17 protein-coding genes are annotated in these 18,426 nt (G+C 56.5%); 16 read left to right on the plus strand and 1 reads right to left on the minus strand.

Features of this window, described 5'->3' with window-relative positions:
• Positions 1–3 precede the first annotated feature (3 nt).
• From AADB16_RS14860 to AADB16_RS14925, 14 genes are all read left to right on the plus strand, one after another.
• On the plus strand, positions 4–333 hold the full coding sequence (locus AADB16_RS14860) for a DUF2190 family protein (protein WP_410804398.1): 330 nt from the start codon (positions 4–6) through the stop codon (positions 331–333).
• A 65-nt stretch (positions 334–398) separates the two neighbouring features.
• A complete protein-coding gene (locus tag AADB16_RS14865) occupies positions 399–785 on the plus strand; it encodes a D-Ala-D-Ala carboxypeptidase family metallohydrolase (protein ID WP_410804400.1) in 387 nt (128 codons plus the stop codon).
• 32 nt (positions 786–817) lie between these two features.
• Positions 818–1,102 (plus strand): hypothetical protein, encoded by a 285-nt coding sequence (locus AADB16_RS14870; protein WP_410804402.1) that lies wholly within the window; start codon positions 818–820, stop codon positions 1,100–1,102.
• The gene (locus AADB16_RS14875) at positions 1,095–1,382 is read left to right on the plus strand and encodes a hypothetical protein (RefSeq protein ID WP_410804404.1); all 288 of its coding nucleotides are present in this window, start codon (positions 1,095–1,097) and stop codon (positions 1,380–1,382) included. Before AADB16_RS14870 ends, AADB16_RS14875 begins: the two co-directional genes overlap by 8 nt.
• Positions 1,379–1,987, plus strand: a complete 609-nt coding sequence (locus AADB16_RS14880; protein ID WP_410804406.1) for a phage tail protein — start codon at positions 1,379–1,381, stop codon at positions 1,985–1,987. The genes AADB16_RS14875 and AADB16_RS14880 overlap by 4 nt, the downstream gene beginning before the upstream one ends.
• Complete coding sequence (locus tag AADB16_RS14885) at positions 1,987–2,442, plus strand: hypothetical protein (RefSeq protein WP_410804408.1); 456 nt, start codon at positions 1,987–1,989, stop codon at positions 2,440–2,442. The genes AADB16_RS14880 and AADB16_RS14885 overlap by 1 nt, the downstream gene beginning before the upstream one ends.
• 4 nt (positions 2,443–2,446) lie before the next feature.
• Positions 2,447–3,379 carry a hypothetical protein gene (locus AADB16_RS14890; RefSeq protein ID WP_410804409.1) on the plus strand — a complete coding sequence of 311 codons (933 nt, stop codon included), beginning with the start codon at positions 2,447–2,449 and terminating at the stop codon, positions 3,377–3,379.
• A 21-nt stretch (positions 3,380–3,400) separates the two neighbouring features.
• Positions 3,401–7,195, plus strand: a complete 3,795-nt coding sequence (locus AADB16_RS14895) for a phage tail tape measure protein (RefSeq protein ID WP_410804411.1) — start codon at positions 3,401–3,403, stop codon at positions 7,193–7,195.
• Positions 7,192–7,587 (plus strand): hypothetical protein, encoded by a 396-nt coding sequence (locus tag AADB16_RS14900; protein ID WP_410804412.1) that lies wholly within the window; start codon positions 7,192–7,194, stop codon positions 7,585–7,587. Before AADB16_RS14895 ends, AADB16_RS14900 begins: the two co-directional genes overlap by 4 nt.
• The gene (locus tag AADB16_RS14905) at positions 7,584–9,059 is read left to right on the plus strand and encodes a hypothetical protein (protein WP_410804414.1); all 1,476 of its coding nucleotides are present in this window, start codon (positions 7,584–7,586) and stop codon (positions 9,057–9,059) included. Before AADB16_RS14900 ends, AADB16_RS14905 begins: the two co-directional genes overlap by 4 nt.
• A gap of 10 nt (positions 9,060–9,069) precedes the next feature.
• Positions 9,070–11,214: a hypothetical protein gene (locus AADB16_RS14910; protein ID WP_410804415.1), complete on the plus strand. Its 2,145-nt coding sequence runs from the start codon at positions 9,070–9,072 to the stop codon at positions 11,212–11,214.
• On the plus strand, positions 11,214–12,386 hold the full coding sequence (locus tag AADB16_RS14915) for a hypothetical protein (protein ID WP_410804417.1): 1,173 nt from the start codon (positions 11,214–11,216) through the stop codon (positions 12,384–12,386). The genes AADB16_RS14910 and AADB16_RS14915 overlap by 1 nt, the downstream gene beginning before the upstream one ends.
• Positions 12,383–14,278, plus strand: a complete 1,896-nt coding sequence (locus AADB16_RS14920) for a hypothetical protein (RefSeq protein ID WP_410804418.1) — start codon at positions 12,383–12,385, stop codon at positions 14,276–14,278. The genes AADB16_RS14915 and AADB16_RS14920 overlap by 4 nt, the downstream gene beginning before the upstream one ends.
• Positions 14,278–14,511 (plus strand): hypothetical protein, encoded by a 234-nt coding sequence (locus AADB16_RS14925; RefSeq protein WP_410804420.1) that lies wholly within the window; start codon positions 14,278–14,280, stop codon positions 14,509–14,511. The genes AADB16_RS14920 and AADB16_RS14925 overlap by 1 nt, the downstream gene beginning before the upstream one ends.
• A gap of 2 nt (positions 14,512–14,513) precedes the next feature.
• Here the strand turns inward: AADB16_RS14925 and AADB16_RS14930 are convergent, their stop codons facing one another.
• Positions 14,514–14,966 (minus strand): DUF4124 domain-containing protein, encoded by a 453-nt coding sequence (locus AADB16_RS14930; RefSeq protein WP_410804422.1) that lies wholly within the window; start codon positions 14,964–14,966, stop codon positions 14,514–14,516.
• 550 nt (positions 14,967–15,516) lie between these two features.
• On the opposite strand from AADB16_RS14930, the gene AADB16_RS14935 reads away from it, so the two are divergent.
• Positions 15,517–16,155 (plus strand): response regulator, encoded by a 639-nt coding sequence (locus AADB16_RS14935; RefSeq protein WP_410804423.1) that lies wholly within the window; start codon positions 15,517–15,519, stop codon positions 16,153–16,155.
• 20 nt (positions 16,156–16,175) lie between these two features.
• A complete protein-coding gene (locus tag AADB16_RS14940) occupies positions 16,176–18,335 on the plus strand; it encodes an ATP-binding protein (RefSeq protein WP_410804425.1) in 2,160 nt (719 codons plus the stop codon).
• Positions 18,336–18,426: the final 91 nt, after the last annotated feature.

The raw sequence follows: 18,426 nt of genomic DNA on the forward strand, positions 1-18,426 counted from the left end.
GACATGGCTACAAATTTCGTTCAGCCGGGTCAAGTTCTGACCCTTACCGCCCCCGCTGGCGGTGTCACTTCCGGTTCAGGCCATCTGATCGGAGCAATGTTCGTGGTTGCCCTGCATAGCGCTGCTGTTGGCGAGTCCTTTGAGGGCCAGCTGACCGGCGTGTGGAGCCTGCCGAAAACGTCAGCACAGGCGTGGACAGAAGGCGTCGCGATTTACTGGGACGGTAGTAAGGCAACCACTGCCGATGCTTCTGGCTCAAACGCACTGATCGGCCATGCTGCAGCCGCTGCGGCCAACCCTTCAGCCACAGGCCTGGTTCGCCTCAGCGCGTAATCAGTGGCCTTTTCCAGCGCCTTGTTTCGGCAGGGCGCTGCATAAAGGTTATTGAGGGCGAAGCAATGCTGAACTGGACACAGTATCCAAATTTCAGGCCAGAAGAATTCCGGTGCAAGCACACGGGCAAGCTGAATATGGATGCTCGCTATATGGAACGCCTGCAGGCCCTGCGAACTGACTACGGCAAGCCAATGGTGATATCCAGCGGTTATCGCCATGAGACACACCCGATTGAGGCCGCGAAAGAAGACGGCCCAGGGGCACACACTACAGGCCGCGCCAGTGATGTAGCGATCATGGGTGGAGACGCTTTGAAGTTAATGGCCCTGGCGGTTAAGCGCGGCTTTACCGGAGTAGGCGTTAGCCAGAAAGGAAGCAAGCGCTTCCTTCACCTGGACGACCTCCCTCACGAAAATAGACGCCCACGCCCCTGGTTGTGGAGCTACTAAAAACTCGCAGTACCGTAAGGATGACCTCACGAATGCACAGCGATGATATGACTGAAGATCGACGCGGCTGGCACATAGATAAGGGCGTGGGGGTGGCACACATCATCACCACAGGGATGCTTATCGTAACCGCGCTTTGGTACCTCGCCGGTCAAGATCGCCGAATCGCTGTTCTCGAACTTGGTGTTAACCATCTACAGCAGAGCAGAGTTAACGACCAAGTCCGCTCTGAAAAGAAATTCGATGAATTGAAAACAGATCTTCGCCTGATAAATGGGAAGCTGGACAGGCTGATAGAGGGTCGCCGCGATGATTGACCTAGCCCGAGAGACTGCAGAAATCTGCATTGATATGTTTGGTGAGCCGATTACCTTCGCTGGCCAGCCAGCCTGCGGAATTGTAGCAACAGAGTTGGTGGAACTTGGCGGATACGATGCGGTTGTTGAGTCGCGCCTCACGGTATCCGTGCTGGTGGAAGAGGTACCTGCAATCGAGAAGGGCCAGCCCGTTATCGCAAGGGGCAACGTCCACAAGGTCGATCAGCTGATGGCCGGAAACGACAACCCGGATTTGATGGTGAAGGTGGTGTTGAGATGAGCCTGACTATCGATAAGAGTCAGTTTCAGCAGGCCAGAAAGTTTATTCAGGCCACAGTCCGCGCTGCAGAGAAAGCACAGTTCAGAGCTGTTAACCGGGTGGCCAGTAAGTTTCGAACATCTGCGAGTAAAACCATCAGGGATCAAGTACGGCTCCCGGCTGCCTATGTAAATGACAATCTAAAAGTCTCTCAGAAAGCCACCCAAAACAACCCCGTGGCCATTATCTCTGGCCGGAAGCGCCCCACTCGGCTCGCCCGCTACGGAGCCAAGCAGCTTGCTCGATCAGCGAAAGCCGCAACGGGTGACCAGCTCCGGGGCATCTCCACAGGCAAGAAGCAGGCAGGGGTTTCCGTAGCGGTTAGCCGTAAAGGCAGCCGAAAGAAAATGAGAAAAGCTTTTCTGCTGCCACTTCGAAATGCCGGAGTAATGGGTGTTTTCGTGCGCACGGGTTCCGGCCAAAAGGATATTGAGCATTTGTATGGCCCATCTGTTGATCAGGTGTTTCGTGGCCTGCGCGAAAAATTAAAGCCTGACATCAGCAAGGAGTTGGTTAAGGAATATCGGGCTCAGCTTAATTACGCAATCCAGAAAGAGGCCAAATAATGCCAGCCCGTGGAACCGAACTGGTTGACCAAATAAGGACAGCACTGGAAAAAGTCACCGCTGCCAACGGCTACCACACAGATGCAGGCCTACGAGTAACACGCGGTCGACCGGAAAACCTGCAAGTCGAAAAGGCTCAGCTCCCGGTTATCACTGTGAGTACATCATCCAGCACTCCCGGCGCAGCAAAGCCGAGCACTGTTATTAAAAGCAGAGAGGTGCTGGTTACCGGGCTGGTCGATGCCGATGAAAGGGATTACGAGCCAGAGCTGGATCAGCTGGATGAAGACATAACGATGGCTTTAGCACAGATGCTGGGCATTGATGCACTACCAAACACAACAAACGTTTCAATTTCCGGCGGAGATTATATCCACCCGGAATCTGGATCAAACACCGCTGGTGTCACGCACACCATAACAATCAGCTACCCGCTGACCAAAACTGAGGGGTAATACCATGTCCTTACAATCAACCACGCGCGGTTACAAAGGCCGCGGTCGTTTCATCCTCAAGCCGATTGGCGGGGGCCGTCCATTTGAGCTGGGCAACGTAACCAGCTTTACCGAGTCCATCGATGTCGATCGCCAGTCACGCCAAGACTTCACCACCGCCGCCGGCGGGGAGCTCGACGTAGACGAAAACGTTTCATCGTTCACCTTCGAAGCTACCTGTAACGATATTACCCCGCGCAACATCGCCGCAGGCTTCCTGGCAAACATCGAAAAGATTGGCGCCCAGTCTGTAACAGATGAGCTTATCGAATCGTGGTCTGGCACTCGCGTGGGTTGCCGGTACCTGCCAGACCCAGATCAGGCACTAACTGTAAGCGTTGCGGCTGACACGGTTTGGACTGCAACCACAGCCGTTGCGGCTGGCGCTGTTTTGGTCGACACCACAGATGCTTACCTCGCCACTACTGGCGGTGATACTGGCGCAACCGAACCCTCCTGGCCCACAGCCAACGGCACCGTTACCGACGGCACTGTGGTTTGGCAGCATATCGGCCTTGCCGCCTTGTCTGCCGGTGACGACTACGACCGCACCGCCCACGGCATCCGCATTAAAGATGCGCCGGTAAACATTGCCTATCCGGATGATGAATCCATGGTACCCCTGAAGGTTACCTACGAGCGTAATCCTCAGTATCTGATCCAGGCACTTGCAGCGTCTCAGCAGCTGTTCGAGATGCGATGGGAGGGCCTGAACTCCGTTGATGGTGGCAACCCACTGGGGTCCACCTACTTCCGTGTGAAGCTCTCGCCCACGTCTGGCTTCCAGCGCCATGGCGGTGACGACTTCGCAGAACTTACGATTTCCGGAACCGTGCTGGCGGATGAAACCCGCACCGGTGCTGGCCTGAGTAAGTTTAACGAAATGGCGATGATCTAAGCGGGGAGGCAATGAAAACACATGGCCGGAGGAAATGACGAACGCGTCAACCTGCTGATTTCTGCAGCCGTTGATGGGCTCAAGAACGTTGAAGGGCTAATCAGCGACCTGCAAAAGCTGGAAAAATCCGGTCGTGTGGAGTTGCCAGACAACTCTGCCGGCTTACGCGAAGGGCTAGGCAAAACCTCTGAGGAAATGCAGGGGCTTGCCGCCCGCTTAACCGAGCTGCGCGATCAACAAAGCTTGGTAACCCAGTTCGCTGCTTTGAAACGTGAAACCAAAGAGCTGGCCGAGCAGCAGAAAGCCACCAAAACCCGAGCGACAGAGCTTGGCAAAGCTCTCTCCCAAACTGAGAAACCCACTCGCGCGCAGGCTCAGGAATTCGAGCGGGCCAAGAAAGCTGCCGAAGGTGTCGACCAAGCGTGGATATCGAATAACCAGCAACTAAACGATCTGCGCGGGTCATTGGATGGCGCGGGCATAAGTACGAAAGATCTTGCCGGCGAACAAGTCCGCATCAACAAGGAAATTTCCGGTGTAAATAAGCAAGCGTCCGCAATGGCGGATGAGCTGCAGAAAGTTAAAGGATCTGCCAGCGAGGTTGGAAAAGGCACAGGAAAGGCCGCTGACAGCGTTGAAGATCTTGGTGATGAGGCGGATAAATCCGCCGGTTTATTAAGCAAGCTCGGCGGTCGGTTAAAAACGGTTGGCAAGGGTGCACCCGGCCTGCTGGCCGCCACCTCTGCCGGACTGAGCAAAGTTAAAAACGGGCTATTCGGCACAGACAAAGCTGCCCAGGGATTAGGCGTGAGCCTGAAAAGTGTTGCCCGGAATCTGGTGGCAATGGCTGCGGCATACCTTTCGGTTAAAGGCTTAACTGGATTCTTCACAGGGGCAGTAAAAAGCGCCGCCAGTTTTGAAGAGCAGATGGCCAAGGTCCAGGCCGTCACCCAAGCCAGCGCTCAGGATATGGAGCGCCTGGAAGAAGCCGCTGCCGAAATGGGCCGGGTTACCAGCTTCACTGCCGTTCAAGCAGGTGAGGCCCTAGAAACCCTGAGCCGCGCTGGCCTGAACGCTACCGAAGCTCTGAAGGCTCTGCCGGAAGTTCTAGCTCTAGCGCGCGGTAACAGCATAGACCTAGGGCAAGCAGCCGGACTAATCACCCAATCAATTCAAGGCATGGGCGGAAGCTTCGAGGAATCCGCCAAGTACGCTGACGTACTGACCCGCGCAGCCCAGCGAGCGAACACCGACGTAACCGGTCTAGGCCGGGCACTGAGCTATGCTGCCCCCACCGCCCGCGCCCTAGGGCTTGATGTAGAAAAAACAGCCGCCCTGGTGGGCAAGCTGGCCGACGCTGGCATTGACGCCAGCCGAGCGGGCACGGCTTTGAACAGCATATTCTCGCAGTTTCAGAACCCAGCATCGAAGTTCCGCAAAGAGCTGGACGCCATAGGCATCACTACTGACGACTTTGGCAAAGCACTAAAGCAGTTAGAGGAAAGTGGGGGCAAGGGCCAGAAAGCAATAACCGCCATTGGCCAGGAAGCCGGCCCTGCCCTGCGCGCACTGCTGGCACAGGGCACCGGTAGCCTACGAGAGCTGGAGGCCGAACTGCGAAACAGTGCAGGTGCTGCCCAAGAAGCCGCTGACACCATGGACGACACACTGCCTGGCGCCATGGAGCGACTGAGCAGCGCATGGGACACCCTAAAGCGAACCATTGGGGAGAATGTGCTGGAGCCGGCCAAAGAGGCCATAGACGATCTGGCAGAATCGATAGGCAAGCTGATATCTGACGGCAAGATAAAGCAGATCGGAGTGGCCTTCAGCGAAGCGTTCAAGGATATGGTCGCCGCCACCCGCGACTTTCTGGAAAATTTCAACGTCGACGAGGCTCTGGAAAGAACCAGCAGTGCACTATCTGGCCTGGGCACAATAGCCAGGAATACCGGCAATGCTCTGACTATCGTAATCCAGTCCGTGAACGCGGTGTGGCAGGGCGTCAACTTCATTGTCGGCGGCATCATGGCCACCATGACCAAGGGCGTAGCCGTGCTGGGTTTGGCCGTGAACTTGGTGGTGCAGGGACTAAATAAAATAGGCGTCATTTCCGACGAGACTGCCCGCAAGTTTGATACCCACGCCGGCGCTATAAACGCCATGGCCGACGCAATGGCAAACCATAGCGTGGACAGCCTGAAACGTGCCGGCCAGGCCATCGTGGACACCGGCCAGGCAATGGGCGCCCTGACCACCGCCACCAACAAATCGACCGAGGCTGCAAAAAAGAACGCCGTCGCTGTAAAGCAAATGACGGCAGAACAAAATTTCTGGGCATGGGCTGCGAAGAACACGGCCATCGAAACCGAAAATGTCACCGATAAAGTAGAAGATCAGACTGATCGGTTGGCGGAGCTGCGAGAGAACTACCGCCGGTTACGCGATTCAGGCACTGCAACCGCCCAAGAGCTGGGCAGTGCCCTACGCGAACTGAGCGAAGAGCAGCGCAAGGCAGCGGACACCGCCCTGACGCTGAGCCAGGCTCATGAGCGCCTGGGAACTACCAGCCAGACCGAGCTAATAAAGTCCGCCAACCTAGCCAAAGAAGCCTTTGAAACAATCCGAAAGAGCGGAACAGCCAGCGCTTTTGACGTAGCGAGTGCCTATAAGGCTTATGCAGAGGCCGCTATAAAATCCGGCGATGACGCGACGATTGCAGCGGCCCAAGTAGCAGGAGCTATGGCTGGTGTGACTGGCCAAACTGAGAGTGCTACCAAAGCGGTAAAAGAGCTTGGCGCAGAAGCAGCCACTACTAAACAGAAAATGGATGAGCTAAAGGCCAGCGGAGTAGAAGCTGGGGATGCGCTGGAGGGTGCAGGAAAGCGTGGCGCAACTATGGGCGATATATTCGGCGCCGTCATAAGCTCAGCCCGCACAGCAGTAGCCGATCTTTCAGTGGCCGCCCGTCAACTGTTCAACCAGAAAACTGGCTTGGCAGATATGGACTTTGAGGCCAAGAGCGCCGCCGAATCATTGCGCGAAGTTGAAGCCGAACTTGGTGCCGTAAACAATCGACTGATTCTGACTGCATCGGGCGACTGGTTGAACCGCTGGATCCGCGAAACCAAAGTGGCTGGCCTGGAAGTGCAAAAAGCATTCTACGCCCAGGCAGTGGCCATGGAGGACTTGCAAAGCAAGGTAGAGTCCGGCACCTACTCGATGGAGGAACTAAACAATATAAGCGAGAGCGCCGCCAACAAGTTCAACTTGCTGGACGGCCAGCGGCTCGCTGGCCTTGCCGGCGCTATAGACAACGCACGCAATAAGCTGGACAGCCTGAACGCCAGCGCTGAATCCACCCTTAATTCGCTACAGCAAAGGCTGGCGGACATAAGCGGCGATACAGAGGAAGCCCAGCGCCTGCAGTATGAGGCCGAAAGGAAGCGGCTAGTTGAGCAGCAAAAACAGGCAGAGCAAGGGGGAGCCAACAGCGCGGCTGCTGACTACGGAAAAGCTTTGGAGCAACTCGATAAAATCTACGCTATCGAGCAAAAAAACCGCACCGAAGCCGAAAATGCCCGTGAGAGAGAAGCAGCAGATCGGCAGGCTCGCCAAGAGCAAGCCGAGCGCGAGCGGCAACAGGCCGAACGCCAGCGCAACACCACCACAAACCAGCAGCAGAGCCTACCCAGCCGGTCTAGCCAAACCATTATTCTGCAGACTCCCACCGGCGGCCAGACTGAAATCCAAACCGAAGACCCAGATGGCCTGTTGAGCATTCTCGAACAAGCCGGACTCAGGAGCGCCCGATGAGCCTGGATATCAGCATTACCGACGGCACCACCATTATCACCCTGCCGCCCGATCTGGACTGGCGGGATGAATTCGGCTGGACGCCCGTTGAACACAGCACTGACTACAGCATGACTGGGGCCCTGGTAGTGCAGGAAGGCGAGCGCCAAGACGGCAGGCCCATCACTTTATTCGGTGGCCGTAGTGTGTGGATTCCACGGGCAACCATCGAAGCACTGTATGCCATGGCCAGCGTGCCGGATCAGCGAATGACGTTGGCGCTCTGGGGTCGATCTTTCACAGTAATGTTCCGCCGACCAGCCATCGAGGCCGAGCCCATCCGTCGCATGGCGAACCCCGGTGCAGAGCACAGATACGCCGTCACCATCAATTTAATGGAGATTAACCCGTGACCATAACCAGCAACCAGGTAGTCCTGGCAGAATCCGAAGTGATGGCCGACACCGACGACGGCGGCGGACGCATGAGTGGCCGCCTGGTCGTGAGCGGCGAAATCAACAACACCTTTCCCGACATTTCCCGGGTAGACCGGGTTTATGGGCGCGTGAACCTGCGAAAGCTTTACCTATACGTGAACGCCGCGAACCAGGACACCCTGCTGGGGGCGCACACGATCCTGAGCCAGCGCCCGAAGGACCCGAACGTCCACGCCCTGCTATTCACCACCGGCAGCCACACCGACCGGCGCACCGAAGCCCAGGACCGTATCGAAAGCTATGTGGTGGCGAGCAACGAGGCTCCATTCTGGCTATGGGGGCGGCAGCTGAAAGGCCAGCGCGCCATTCAGGCTTTGGCGTTTCCGCGCAACCAGCGGGACCCGGAGCCGGGCCAAATCTTTGTACTGAACAGCGGCGGCGTGAGCGAATACGTGCGCGTGACCGGCGTGGAAACCGAGGTCCAGAATTTCGTAAAAGATCGCGGGACCAGTTACCACAGCTACCAGCTGAAAACCTACATTCTGGAACTGGCGCAACCCTTGGCCAACGAGATCACCGGCGGCGACCCCGACCCCACGGGCAACACGAACAAAGACACCAAAGTCTTGGCCACCCAGGTCGCGGACGCGGCCAAATACCTGGGCGCCTCACCCCTGGCAGAGCCTGCCGGCGTAGGTGACCGAATCATCCGAGTACAAAGCGCCTATGCCCCACTGGTGCCCAGCGCGCAGTCCGAGAACGCCATCACCGACCAGCAAGCCGGCGCGCAAGCGGCCATCATCAGCGCAACCAGTAGCAACACCATCACCATCAGCGACGTTAGAAACGTGAGCACTACAGCCCAAGGCGCTGGCGTTTACTACACCGGCTGCGCCATCGTGCCCGGCACCCTGCAGATTACCGGGCAGAACGGCACCTATACCGACCAGGGCGGCCTGCTAAAACACCAGGGCGGCAGCAACTACCTGGACGAAGAATTAAGCGAAGTCGATTATATAAATGGCGAAATTCGCGCGGTCTATTCAGGCGGGAGCACCACCCGTTCAACAAATATCACCTTCCAGCCCGGCGCCGCCGTGAACCAGCAAACCAAGCAGGCCAGCCTGGAAGTGAACCAGCAGACCCGTTCACTGACCTGGGTTTACCAAACCGAACCCAAGGCCGCCCCGGGCACCCTAACCGTGGAGTTCCGCGCACAAGGCAGCTGGTATTTGCTGCGAGACGCCGGAGGTGGTGCACTGGCTGGAGACGGAACAGGGACCATTGACTACGCCACCGGCACCACCTCTTTTACGCTGGCGGCCCTGCCCGACGCAGGCACCGAAATCATTGTTGCCTGGGGCGAAAAACAGGGCACCGTGATCGAGGCGGGCGCCGCCATTCCAGACACCCCAACCATTTCTTTTGAAGTCGGCGAAACCGTATAAGGGCAGAACCATGGGCAACGTAGCACCAATGTATAATTTTCACCGCTCCGAATTGAAACGCAACCTGGCCCCCGGCAGCGTGGTCGTGAAATGGAACACCGGCGGGCAACAGTACACCCTGACCGACGACAGCGCCGGCGGATTAACTGGCGCTGGCAGCGGGACCGTCAGCTATGCGAAGGGCCTGATCTACATAAACCCGACCCCCGCACCCGCGCCCGTGGATGGTGACTACGCCATCGAGTTTCAGGACTGGCAGGGCACCACTAAAGTGAACGACACCCTGACCCTAAACGGCGGCGGACAAACAGCCTATGAGCCGGTTACCGCCATGCGGGAGGGATCGGTTGAAATAGAAATGACCGTCCAGCGCATAACCCAGCAGTGGGAGCCATGGCACGAGAAGGGCCAGGCCCAGCGAAACCAGTACACCACCGAAACCATCACCCTGACCGACGACGGAAACGGCAACCTGTACCGAAGCAAGGGCGGCGCGCTCCTGGGAACCGTGAACTACACCACCGGCGCCATCAGCTTCGACGCGCGGCAGAGCTACAGTTTCAAGCGGTACAACGAGAAAAAGCGCACCAGTCTGGCGTCGGGCGTGGCCAGCTATTTCTGGGAAAACGACACCGGCACCGCCACCGAAACCTATTCTGGCACCACCGCAACGATCCACTGGACCGACCCGGCCGACCCCGTGCAGGTGCGAACCGTTACGCGCCCTATTGCCGGGCTGGCCATAGACCTGACCCCGAACACCGTGCGGGCCATCGTGCCGAACAGTGTTATTTTTGAAATAGGCGGCGCCCAATACCGCGACCGTGACGGCGCCATCATAAAAGACTGGTCACCCATCACCGACAGCGGCACCGCCGTGGGCTCCATAGACTACGCCACCGGCCTGGCGACGCTGGAAAACTACCCGGCGAACATACCAACCACCACGCCCGTGACGCTAATCGCCTGCCTGACGACGCTGAACCAGGCCCCGGCCAACCAGACCATATTCAGGACCGCCGGCGCACCGCTGCGAGAGGGCAGCCTGATCGTGAACGCCACCGACATAGAGGGCAACCAGCTGACACTGAACGCCGACACCAGCGGCAACCTGACCGGCGCCAGCATCGTGGGTGGATTTGTCGACACCCAAACCGGCACGGTTTCCATTCAGTGGGCGACCGATAGCAAGCACGGTTCCGGCGCGTACGGCACCCCCGTGGTGCCCAGCACCGTGCGGTATAGCGCCGTAAGCTATTCGTTTTTACCCCTGGACGCTGCCCTGGTGGGTCTGGACGCGACGCGCCTGCCGAGCGACGGCCGAGTGCCCCAGTTCAACCTGGGCGACGTGGTAGTGGTGAGCAACACCCAGCAGCAGGAGATCATCACCACCACCCCCGGCAAGGTGATAAATTTCGCCCGAGTGAACCAGGCCGAAGTCTGGATAGAGGGCGCCAACGGCAACCGCCTGGCCCCGGAGCAGTACACCCTGGACACCGACGCCGGAACGCTAACCTTTGCCGACCCGCTGAACCTGGTGGACGCCGAGGCCAACGCCGTGACCGAACCCCTGCAGGTATTCAACCGCGTGGAGGACATGGGCCTGGCGACCGACGTACAAATCGGCGGACAGATAAGCCTGAATATTCCGCTGTCCCAGGACTACACCGCCGGCGACACCATTGCCAGCGCCGCCCTGCTTTACGGCGACATTCGCGCGCGCGCCCACAACACGTTCCACCAGAAAAGCTTTAACGGCTCCACCTGGTCTGACAGCGTAATCGGCGACGAAACCACGGCGAAATATAACCTGGTATCGCACCCGATAGAGATCACCAACCAGGGCGCAATAAAGGAACGTTGGGCCATCCGGTTCACCAGCAGCACCAGCTTTGAAGTCATCGGCGAAACCGTGGGTATCGTCACCACCGGCAACACCACCACCGACTTGGCGCCGACGAACCAGGCGACTGGCGCGCCCTATTTCACCGTTCGAAAAGAAGGTTGGGGTAGCGGCTGGGTAAGCGGCAACACCTTGCGTTTCAATACCGACGGCGGGCAGGCACCCTTTTGGGTGGCGCGTACCATCGTGGCAGGCCGCGCAGTAGTGGAAAACGACCAGTTCGCCACGCAGAACAGGGGGGATGCAGACTGATGACGCAGACGAGCAAGGTTGCTGGAATCGTCCAGATCAACGGCGCCCCCGCCCAGCGCAAAGTGCGCGCCTTCGGTTATGGCGAAACACTGCACCAGATAGGCGGCGCGGACGTAACTCTGAGTAAAAGCCTGGGCCACGCCACCAGCGACGGCATCACCGGCGAATACAGCATCGACCTTTTGGGCGCGTATGAGCGCGAAGTTTTTGTGGTCGCCTTCGACGATTACGGCGCAGCGTTCACGCCCGAGTTGGTTCTGAGCGTGGGCGATCGCATCCACCCCACCACCCCGAACGGTCACGTTTTTGAATGCACCGGAGCAGGCACCCTGCCCGCCGAGGAACCGGCGTGGGTAGTGGACACCGAAACCAGCCAGACCTATGGCACAGCGGCCATGATTGCGCGGCCATTCTACCGGCCAATGGTGCATGGGCCGGTTACGCCGGAGGTGGTAGGCATAGATAAAACCGAATTATTAGCCGTCCTGAATGCGGCAAGTGGCCTAGACAGCAGCGCCTATACACCCGGCACATGGGCAACCCTTAGCGATGCGGTTCAGGCTGGACAGGCGGTGTATGACGACCCCGCAGCGACCCAGGGGGACGTTGATTTAGCTGTACTGGCTATAAATGACGCGATTACGGGGCTGGCCAGCCCACCACCCGCAATAGGTGAAGAACTCGGAGGCGGATTCTATGCGGGGGATATAGAGGATGGCGGCAAGTGGTACAGGTTGGTTGTCGCAGACATCGAAGCAGACGTTGGCGGTCTGAAGTGGATGGAGCCCCGAGGTAATTGGCCTCAAGCCACAAGTGACACTGACGGTTTAGGTAACACGCTGTCTATGGCGGGTGACATTAGATTCGAGGCTGGCAACTATTGCTTGGATTATCGGGGCGGCGGATTTGATGACTGGTACATGCCCGCACGCGATGAGTTGCGGATTGTTTACGAAAGCCTTGGGCACGATAGATCACCACCCGCAAGGTTTGAGGGCAGCGGAGATCAGGCGTTTACATCGGGCCATTATTATTGGAGTTCGACACAGTTTTCGCCTGACGAAGCGAGGACTCGAAGGTTCAGTTTTATATCCGAGAGCCGATCCTATAAGCACTTTACCAACCAGAGAGTGCGCCCAATCCGCCGAGTCGAGTTCACACCGGAGCCATGACCTACGCCCCCGCCCCTGATCCGCTGGCGGTTGTCCTTGATCTAGGGGCAACCTACAGCCCGATCACCGACCCGCTGGCCGTCGATTTCGACCTGGCCGAAGCGGGTAGGTTTGTGTATCGCAAGCCACCGCTGGCCGTGAGCTACTGCTATCAGAGTGCCCAGGCCAACCACCAGCACCACGGCCGCAGGTTAATGGGGCACAGCGAAGGGCGACCGGCGGACGGCCTGGGGCGGCGATTTGGCAGCGATCAGGCCCACGCCCTAGACCTGAGTGGGCATGGCAAGCCGTGGGGCACCGTGGCAGCCAAGAACGGCAAGGGGCGACTGTTCAGTGGCATCACCGCCACACCTCTGGACCTGAGTGCCGAGCGCGCCCGCTGGGGGCAGTATGCGGCCAAGGACGACGCCAGCGATTACGGGGCGCAGGCGTGGAGCGTAAAGGCCCCGAAGGATACCCGCGAAGTTCAGGGTTTCAACGTGCCCCAGGTGCACGACCTGACCGACCCGCACAAGGCCAGCGACAGCATTCTGAACTGGCAGCCGCCACCCCCGGAAGAAGTGGAGCTGCAGCAGACCGAAATCCTGAACCTGCAGCGCGCGCACTACACGCCGCCTGGGGCGCTGGTAGTGGATTTTGAACTTGTGCCCGAGGCCATTCTGGTGGCGCCGACTATCCCGACCCGAAGCGTGGACAGCCAGTTGGACACCCCGGCTTGGTCACTGAAAGCCGCCCTTGATGGCCGCACCACGCACCCCTGGGACAGAAAACCGCGCCTGAATACCGAGGTGGAATTCCCCAGCGCCGCAGAGCCAAACCCACCACTGATTGACCCGCCGGACGAGCCAGAGATAAAAAGGACATACGTCATTATGAACGCGAGCAGCTTGATCGAAGTGACCACCGCCACCCCGCTGGAATTTAAAGACCTGACAATCAGCCAGGATGCAGACTCGTTTGCTTGGACAATGAGCTGCACAATACTGGGCGCAGCCAGCATGGACCAGATCCGCCCTACGGCGGCAGGCCCGGCAGAAGTAACAGCAACAATAAACGGGCACCAGTGGCGCTTCATCATCGACCGCTACAGCCAAAACAACCGATTCGCAAAAGACACCTATCAAGTTAGCGGCGTATCTCGTACACAGTTGCTGGCGGCACCCTATGCCCCAAAACGCACCGGCCGCATCGAAACCCAGACCACAGCTGTCCAAGCCATGACCGAGCAGCTGCAGTACACCGGGTTTACCATCAGCCGTCAGCAAGGCCTCACAGATTATGTGATCCCAGCAGGCGCATGGGGATGGGACAATAAAACGGCGATGGAAGTGATCTCCGAACTGGCTGCCGCTCAAGGGGCGATCGTGGTACCAGATCAGGACCAGGACATACTGCACATCAAGCACCGTTACAAACTCTCAGCACCCTGGGACTACCCCGCCCTGCCCATTGAATCTGTGGATGCCATCATCGCTGACGCTATGACGCTTGGCTACGCCAGTCAGTGGGACCCGCAACCCGAATACAACTCTGTGTTTGTGAGTGGGGTCACCCATGGCGTGGCTGCTGATGTAATTCGCACCGGCACCGCAGGTGACAAACCCGCCCCGGATATCTTTGATGATCTCAACGTCGAGTCATCCCAGTGCCGTGAGCGGGGCCTGACTGCCATTGCAGGGAGCGGAGACCAGGAAATCGTAACCATTGATACTGTACTGCCCACCAGCGGATCACCAGGATTGATCGAGCCGGCCATGCTGGTGGAAGTGCGTGACACCCGCGAAAGCGCAAACACTTGGCGCGGCAACGTCCTGGGCGTTAGCATCAACGTAACCAACCCCGGCACCGGCAGGGTTACTCAAACCGTCAAGATTGAGAGGCATCATTACTGATGGCAACCGTTAACCCTTGGGTACGATTTCAAAACCTGATGCCAAGAGCTGGCCGGTACACAGTGACTATCACTTCGGTAAACACAGACGGCACCAGCATGGCCGCTCGTAGGGATGGAAAGTCTGTGCGGCTGAACGGCGGGCTTGTAGCTGTGGGTAAAAAAGCTTGGGTTGAGGGTGAGCAGATCATCGGCGAGGCTCCGGATCTGCCCACGGTTACGCAGTACGTATAGAGCTAACGGTAATAACCATTCCAATTTACAACGCAGCCATTTTCAAAATATACATAGCTCGATGAGCCGCCAGTATAGTGATAGGCCCACTGAGTGCGTCTTCCAGTACTGATGCTCGAAGGCGACCCCCATGAGCGACGTACATCGGCAGGCTTCATGCCACGAGTGATCTTATTCTGGATTGTCAGCCGCCTCAGTTCGGTCGAGTTAATGTAGGGACATGACTCCTCGCTTGACGAATTCTGACGAGCTGGCGGCTTGTAAAACTCCACATCCGTTCCTGTATCGAAACGACCGCCTATAGCTGGCGCCGGTTTATGATCTAGCTCTTTTGCATCATCACCACACGGCTGGTCAGAAAAAACGGTCTGGCCGTTGGCCGTGCACTGATAAACCGCACCATAGCTTAAAGCCGGCATAGCGAGCGCAATTATAAATAGCATCCGTGTGAGCATAGCGTCCTCCTTTATCGACACCATAGCGTAAGCTACAAGCCGCATCTGTCAAAGACAGTAAAATAGCGTGATTGATGGCGTCTAAATACTGCCTAAAACGGTGGGTGAAAGATGAACGTACGGCAAAAAAGGCAATCCAAAACGGCAATGTAACCTTTTGATCTGTAAGGGTCGAGACTCCCGGTTTTCCATCTCTGATAAAAGGCAGGTTTTAATTGTATTTCAGTAGCTTGCTGGCGGTGTCACCCATACATGGGGTGCAAGGGGTCGTAGGTTCAAATCCTACCGTCCCGACCAAAATTCCCTAAAAAATCCAACTACTTAACGGTAGTTGGATTTTTTTATGTCTGCTTCCCCGGCCAGACTCATTTCTTGCCCCACCTTTCCAGCACCCCACCAGCGCGTCTAGCTAGCCTCATGGCATCGACACATCACACAAACGGGTTACTCCCGCCATCCGCTCTGGGAATTTTGACACGGGACTGCTAGATTCAACTGGCTACACTCTGAACCTGCCGGCTCAAAGGAAATGATTGGGGGCGATCAGTAGATGCAAAATGTATTAGTTATCGAAGACCATGAAGTAACCAGGGAATGGCTAGTCGGTTTGGCTCAAGACGTCTTCCCCACTTCCAGCATTCATCAATCCGGTACTCTGGAGCAAGCTTACAGCTGGCTTTCAGATAATTCGGCGCACCTGGCGATTGTTGATCTCAGCCTACCAGACGGTAGCGGAACGGATCTGTTGCGGCATTTCAAACTCCACTCACCTGACACCTATCTTGTAGTAGCAACCATCTTCGATGATGACAAACACCTGTTCGAAGCCCTGCGAGCCGGAGCAAACGGCTACCTTCTCAAAGACCAGTCCAGCAAAGCCATCATCGATAGCCTGTCTGGCATAGCCGCCGGTTCACCGCCTTTGTCGCCAGCCGTATCCCGGAGACTGCTAAGACAGTTTCAGCAGCCCGAAGATAACGACGGAGCCGTTGCCCTTTCCGAGCGCGAGAAAGAAGTTCTGTTTTTACTGGCAAAAGGGTTTGGGCGCAGTGACATCGCGGAGTTTCTGGGGGTTTCAGTGAATACGGTGGCCAGCCACATCAAGGCTATTTACCGCAAACTCAATGTCTCTGGAAGAGCGGAGGCAACACTCGAAGCCGTAAGAATGGGGCTTATCCCGGGTATTTAACACCAAAGTTGCTAACTGTTATGTTTGACCGTATCCAAGCCCCTATTCCTCTGATGCTGTCTGGCGCGGTAGCGTCTCTGATACTCGTAGCCTTTGCTACCTATATAGCTTGCCAAACACCTTGGCTGGGCCTGGATTTAAGTTACGATGAAAGCCAACAATTACCGCTGATTGAGGTTATTCACAACCCAGCCAATAACCTGCATTTACAAGTCGGCGACCACCTCACATCCATGAGCGTTGAGAATTCCAGCGATGCCTTCAGCCTCAAAGGTTTCCGATTGCATGTGGAACCACCAAGCCACGCAAACTATGCAGACCACAATGCCCTGCTGGAACGTGAAGAGGAGGTTGCATCCCTATTAAAGCACGAGAAGGTTTGGGTAACGACCGAGGCTGGCAATACCACTGAACTAACCGTTTTGCCTGAGCGTCCTATAGCAACACTGGGCTATGAGTTTTGGCTCTTTAACCTGTTCGGTTTGATTGCCTGGAATGTCAGCTTGGCGGTTTGGGCTATTCGCCCCCGCGAAACTGCGGCACGATTGCTGTGCGCATCCGGCGCAGGCTTTTTCTTCGCTACCTTATTTAATAGCATCTATCTATCCAGAGAGATCGCCCTTCCTCAAGATCTGTTTCTGGTATTAACAAGGGCAAACCATCTAGGGCTTGCCATCATGCTGTTCAGTCTCCTTGCCTTGATGGCTTATTACCCCAGACGGATCTCGCGGCCTTCTCCAGCAATTTATTTGATACCGCTCTTTATATTCTACCAAGCAAACGAAACCTTTCAGTGGATTGAATGGCCCCTTCACACCTATTACCTGCCCGTTTTGATGCTGTATCTGGCCGGGATAGTTGTTGCGGTCTATCAATGGCGAATGTCAGCGCAGGTTCCACTGGATAGAGCGGCCTTGAAGTGGATGCTGGTCTCCATTTTCATCATCATGGGGCTGGGATTGGCAATCTACTTCCTGCCTCTTGTTCTATTCGGAGAAGCGGCCTTTCCGCAATGGGCAATGGTCGGAACGGCCAGCCTCCTCTACATCGGTTTCGCTTTTGGTATAGTCAGGTACCGGTTGTTTGATGTAGACCGCTGGTGGCTTGCCATCTGGGCTTGGTTTCTTGCCGGGCTGGCCATCGTTGTTGTTGATTTTGCTCTGATCAGTGCCATCAACATTCACCCAAGCGCCGCCCTGGCAATTGCCGTGATAGCAGTTGGCTGGATTTACTTCCCTTTAAGGCAAATAGCCTGGGAAAAGCTTCACCCGGATGCCCCAGACCCAGACGATCTACTCACCTCACAAGTTGAGCGGATTGTTCAAGCTATGCCACCGCAGCGTACAGATCATTCCTGGATGCGGCTTTTGATAGATGCTTACAAGCCCGCAAACACCAACATCAGCAGCAAAAAAACTGAATCTGTCAGCCTGTATGACAACGGAGCAGTAATGGTCGTGCCCCTACTCCTTACGGTGGGCGCTGTTCACCTCACACTTCCAAACCACGGGCGCCGGCTATTTTCGCTCAAAGACAGGAAACACACAGAAGGGCTGCTGGTTATTGCAAAACGCATTCTTGCAGCACATGAAGGCGAACGAATTGCCGTTCAGCAAGAGCGCGAGCGCATTGTGAGGGATCTGCACGACAACGTTGGCGGTCACCTGCTAACCCTTCTGCGACGCGCCCCATCAAAAGAGTTTGAACAGCCAGCACACAAAGCGCTGAAAGCACTTCGGGAATCCATGCGAATACTGGATGGCAACCCGCTTCAGGATTTAACGGTATGCCTGCAAGATATGAAAGCGGAAGTAGAAGAGAAGCTGATCGACACCAACATAGCACTATCCTGGCGACAGTCCCTGAACGATGACTCTCTGGAAATAACCATGCGCCAGGCAATCAATATTAATCACATCCTATCGGAAGCGGTTAACAACGCTGTAGAGCACGCAGACTCGAAACACATCCAAATCCGGTTCGAAATCGACGATAAAAGCTTAGCACTCACGATTGTTAATGATGGTGCCACACGAATAAACCCTGAAACAAAGCTTATGCGGGGAAGAGGTCTCAACAACATGTCAGTGCGCGCCTCTGAACTTGGTGGGCATTTTGAGTTCAGTATTGAAAACGGGTTCGCCACCATGCTGTCCGCCGTTCCTCTTAATTCCCGGTAAAATTTCTTAAGCACCCCTCAGCATATTCTTAATCGATCTAACCAGATGATCTTATATTCTTTCTGGATTTGTTCTGGATTTGATAGATTAC

This window comes from Marinobacter sp. KMM 10035, assembly GCF_046537445.1.
In the GTDB taxonomy this organism is placed as follows: Bacteria; Pseudomonadota; Gammaproteobacteria; order Pseudomonadales; family Oleiphilaceae; genus Marinobacter; species Marinobacter sediminicola.

Excerpts from the sequence above, each read along its gene's own strand:
- AADB16_RS14860 (WP_410804398.1), top strand. The coding sequence starts at position 4 with ATGGCTACAAATTTCGTTCAGCCGGGTCAAGTTCTGACCCTTACCGCC.
- AADB16_RS14865 (WP_410804400.1), top strand. The coding sequence starts at position 399 with ATGCTGAACTGGACACAGTATCCAAATTTCAGGCCAGAAGAATTCCGG.
- AADB16_RS14870 (WP_410804402.1), top strand. The coding sequence starts at position 818 with ATGCACAGCGATGATATGACTGAAGATCGACGCGGCTGGCACATAGAT.
- AADB16_RS14875 (WP_410804404.1), top strand. The coding sequence starts at position 1,095 with ATGATTGACCTAGCCCGAGAGACTGCAGAAATCTGCATTGATATGTTT.
- AADB16_RS14880 (WP_410804406.1), top strand. The coding sequence starts at position 1,379 with ATGAGCCTGACTATCGATAAGAGTCAGTTTCAGCAGGCCAGAAAGTTT.
- AADB16_RS14885 (WP_410804408.1), top strand. The coding sequence starts at position 1,987 with ATGCCAGCCCGTGGAACCGAACTGGTTGACCAAATAAGGACAGCACTG.
- AADB16_RS14890 (WP_410804409.1), top strand. The coding sequence starts at position 2,447 with ATGTCCTTACAATCAACCACGCGCGGTTACAAAGGCCGCGGTCGTTTC.
- AADB16_RS14895 (WP_410804411.1), top strand. The coding sequence starts at position 3,401 with ATGGCCGGAGGAAATGACGAACGCGTCAACCTGCTGATTTCTGCAGCC.
- AADB16_RS14900 (WP_410804412.1), top strand. The coding sequence starts at position 7,192 with ATGAGCCTGGATATCAGCATTACCGACGGCACCACCATTATCACCCTG.
- AADB16_RS14910 (WP_410804415.1), top strand. The coding sequence starts at position 9,070 with ATGGGCAACGTAGCACCAATGTATAATTTTCACCGCTCCGAATTGAAA.
- AADB16_RS14915 (WP_410804417.1), top strand. The coding sequence starts at position 11,214 with ATGACGCAGACGAGCAAGGTTGCTGGAATCGTCCAGATCAACGGCGCC.
- AADB16_RS14920 (WP_410804418.1), top strand. The coding sequence starts at position 12,383 with ATGACCTACGCCCCCGCCCCTGATCCGCTGGCGGTTGTCCTTGATCTA.
- AADB16_RS14925 (WP_410804420.1), top strand. The coding sequence starts at position 14,278 with ATGGCAACCGTTAACCCTTGGGTACGATTTCAAAACCTGATGCCAAGA.
- AADB16_RS14930 (WP_410804422.1), bottom strand. The coding sequence starts at position 14,966 with ATGCTCACACGGATGCTATTTATAATTGCGCTCGCTATGCCGGCTTTA.
- AADB16_RS14935 (WP_410804423.1), top strand. The coding sequence starts at position 15,517 with ATGCAAAATGTATTAGTTATCGAAGACCATGAAGTAACCAGGGAATGG.
- AADB16_RS14940 (WP_410804425.1), top strand. The coding sequence starts at position 16,176 with ATGTTTGACCGTATCCAAGCCCCTATTCCTCTGATGCTGTCTGGCGCG.